At 49.7% G+C, this 2,295-nt stretch carries 2 protein-coding genes and 1 pseudogene; all 3 read left to right on the forward strand.

The window, feature by feature from the left end:
* A pseudogene (citM, locus tag ACWHAR_RS19960) lies at positions 1-560 on the forward strand (citrate transporter CitM); the annotation flags it as partial.
* Between the two features lie 55 nt (positions 561-615).
* Entirely contained in the window at positions 616-1,410 is a 795-nt protein-coding gene (locus ACWHAR_RS19965; protein ID WP_452087609.1) for an MBL fold metallo-hydrolase, read from the forward strand.
* A 118-nt stretch (positions 1,411-1,528) separates the two neighbouring features.
* Positions 1,529-2,295 (forward strand): nitric oxide synthase (nosA, locus tag ACWHAR_RS19970; RefSeq protein WP_452087610.1); only part of this gene is annotated, 767 nt, incomplete at its 3' end.

Genomic DNA, 2,295 nt, shown 5'->3' on the forward strand with positions numbered 1-2,295 from the left:
CGGGTAAAGTCAGTTTAACAGTACTGTTTGTCATTGCGTTTTGTATTGCGCTGATTGTGAATTATCCCAATCTCGAGCATCAGAGACAGCGCATCGCGGCGCATTCCAGCAACGTGCTGGCTATCGGTTCAATGATTTTTGCCGCGGGGGTGTTCACGGGGATTTTGACAGGCACGAAAATGGTTGATGAAATGGCGATCTCGCTCGTGTCCATGATACCGGAACAAATGGGCGGATTGATCCCGGCGATTGTTGCCTTAACAAGCGGCATTTTCACATTCTTGATGCCGAATGACGCGTATTTCTACGGGGTGCTGCCGATTTTATCAGAAACAGCTGTCGCATACGGTGTGGATAAAGTGGAAATTGCCAGAGCCTCTATTATCGGCCAGCCGATTCATATGCTGAGTCCGCTTGTGCCATCCACTCATTTGCTTGTCGGACTCGTCGGAGTTTCTATTGACGACCATCAAAAATTCGCATTGAAATGGGCGGTTCTCGCAGTGATCGTCATGACGGCTATCGCTCTATTGATCGGTGCGATCTCTATTTCCGTATGATAATTCAGGCGTAATGACACACACTAACGGCATATAACATTCCGGAGGTGTCATTATGAGTGATCCTTATATGCCGCTGACTTCAGTCAGAAGCGGAACGGGGTTCGAAGCGGCAAAAGGGGTGCACGGCCTGACTGTGCAAATTGCGAATGTCTATTTTATTCAGCTGCCTTCTGAACCTCACTCATTTGTTTTAATTGATGCCGGCATGCCTCAAGCAGCCGGCATGATTGTCAATGAAGCCAAACAAAGATTCGGTGAAGGGTTTCAGCTGAAGGCGATTATCCTCACACACGGGCACTTTGACCATATTGGGGCAATCGAAGAGATCCTTGAGCATTGGGATGTGCCTGTTTATGTCCATTCTCGGGAAATGCCTTATGTAACAGGTAAAGAGGATTATCCTCCGGCTCGTCCTGACAGCAAGAGCGGGCTGGTCGCCAAGCTGTCGCCGCTGTTTCCGCGGCACTCTATCGATATTTCCTCACATGTTCAGGCACTGCCGGAAGACGGTTCAGTCCCTTTTCTTGACGAGTGGATGTGGATTGCGACACCAGGACACACGCCGGGCCATATTTCGTTATTCCGCGATGACGGCCGCGTGCTTGTGGCAGGTGATGCTGTTATTACAGTGGAACAGGAGAAAATGGCTGACGTCTTGATACAAAAACAGGAGCTTCACGGGCCGCCGGCTTATTTCACGCCTGACACAGAGACGGCCGCGGAGTCCATTCTAAAGATGGCCGGTCTTGAACCGGAAGCGTTATTGACAGGGCACGGCATACCGATGACCGGCAAAAACTTTCGAAGTGAATTAACTGAATTGGCAAATCGGTTATCGTCTATTTGACACCCGCACCACGCGGGTGTTTTTTATTGTTTTCCAGGAAGTTGCAGAAAAATCATTTGTCTTGCCGCTTAAAAACGATACAATGAAAAGCATGAAGTGATGTGAAGGGGAGAGTTTGTTGGAAGAAAAAGAAATACTCTGGAACGAAGCGAAAGCGTTTATTGCCGCATGCTATCAGGAATTGGGAAAGGAGGAGGAAGTGAAAGACCGTCTCGAGGACATTAAAAGCGAAATTGACCTGACCGGAAGCTATGTACATACGAAGGAAGAGCTGGAGCACGGAGCGAAAATGGCTTGGAGAAACAGTAACCGCTGCATCGGCAGATTGTTCTGGAATTCGCTGAATGTTATTGACAGACGAGACGTCCGGACGAAGGAGGAAGTGCGTGACGCCCTCTTTCACCATATTGAAACCGCCACCAATAACGGGAAAATCAGACCGACCATTACGATTCTCCCTCCGGAAGAGAAGGGTGAAAAGCAAGTCGAGATCTGGAATCATCAGCTGATCCGGTACGCTGGATATGAGTCAGACGGAGAAAGAATCGGCGACCCGGCTTCCTGTTCACTGACAGCAGCCTGCGAAGAGCTCGGCTGGCGCGGAGAGCGAACGGATTTTGACCTGCTGCCGCTCATTTTTCGCATGAAAGGCGACAAACAGCCTGTCTGGTATGAGCTGCCGCGTTCACTTGTGATCGAGGTTCCAATCATACATCCGGACATCGAGGCGTTTTCTGATTTGGAGCTGAAGTGGTACGGCGTGCCTATCATCTCTGATATGAAGCTTGAGGTCGGGGGCATTCATTATAATGCCGCGCCATTTAACGGCTGGTATATGGGCACGGAGATCGGAGCGAGAAACCTCGCAGATGAAAAGCGGTACGA

The sequence above is a fragment of the Bacillus sp. LR--39 genome (assembly GCF_053613335.1).